Source organism: Pseudomonas sp. EL_65y_Pfl1_R83, from assembly GCF_963970695.1.
In the GTDB taxonomy this organism is placed as follows: domain Bacteria; phylum Pseudomonadota; class Gammaproteobacteria; order Pseudomonadales; family Pseudomonadaceae; genus Aquipseudomonas; species Aquipseudomonas tritici.
In genome coordinates this window covers 1-640 of sequence record NZ_CAXAQI010000112.1, presented here as the reverse complement: position 1 = coordinate 640, position 640 = coordinate 1, and the positions used below count along the sequence as shown (strand labels likewise).

Annotated in this window: 1 pseudogene; it reads left to right on the top strand. The window is 62.0% G+C overall.

The window, feature by feature from the left end:
* Positions 1–336: 336 nt before the first annotated feature.
* Positions 337–640 (top strand): annotated as a pseudogene (locus tag AACY08_RS27905) (hypothetical protein); the annotation flags it as partial.

Below are 640 nucleotides of genomic sequence, written 5' to 3'. Positions count from 1 at the left end.
CATATCGGCAAAGTGCCGGAACACAGACCGCAAGCCGACACCGGCGGTTTCGGCGACGCGCGCAGCGCTCGGGGCGATATCGCCTTTGCCGACGAGATGGAGCATCGCGGCGACGATCTTGGCGCGGCTGTTTTCACTGCGCGCACGGCGCCCGTCGGCTGCTGAGTTGTCTTTTGGTCCAGAGACCGGCGTCATACTGCGCTTCATATCCACGTGGTGCGCTTATCCCTCTGATCCACCTCGGTCTATTGTCCTCCCAATGTGGCATTGAATGTGTCATAATTTTGTCGCAGGCTCAACCGCAACGACATACGCCCAAGGGAGGAGGGTGGCCGAATGCGCAAATACGGGAAGTGGGCGTTGGCCGTTGGCCTGATTGGCCTTGTCGGGATGACGCTGGTCAGCCTCTTCCAGCGGCAAATCGCGACCGCCATGCTGGCGTGGATTGTCGATGCGCGGGTGGGGCGAGACGGTACCGAGACATTGCCGGATGGACTGCATGTCGCGTTGTGCGGAACGGGTTCGCCTTTGCCCGATCCGACCCGGGCGGGGCCATGTTCGGTGGTGATCGCGGGGAAGCACCTTTTCGTGGTCGATATCGGCGAAGGCGGCGCACGCACGATCGTTGGGATGGGTTTGC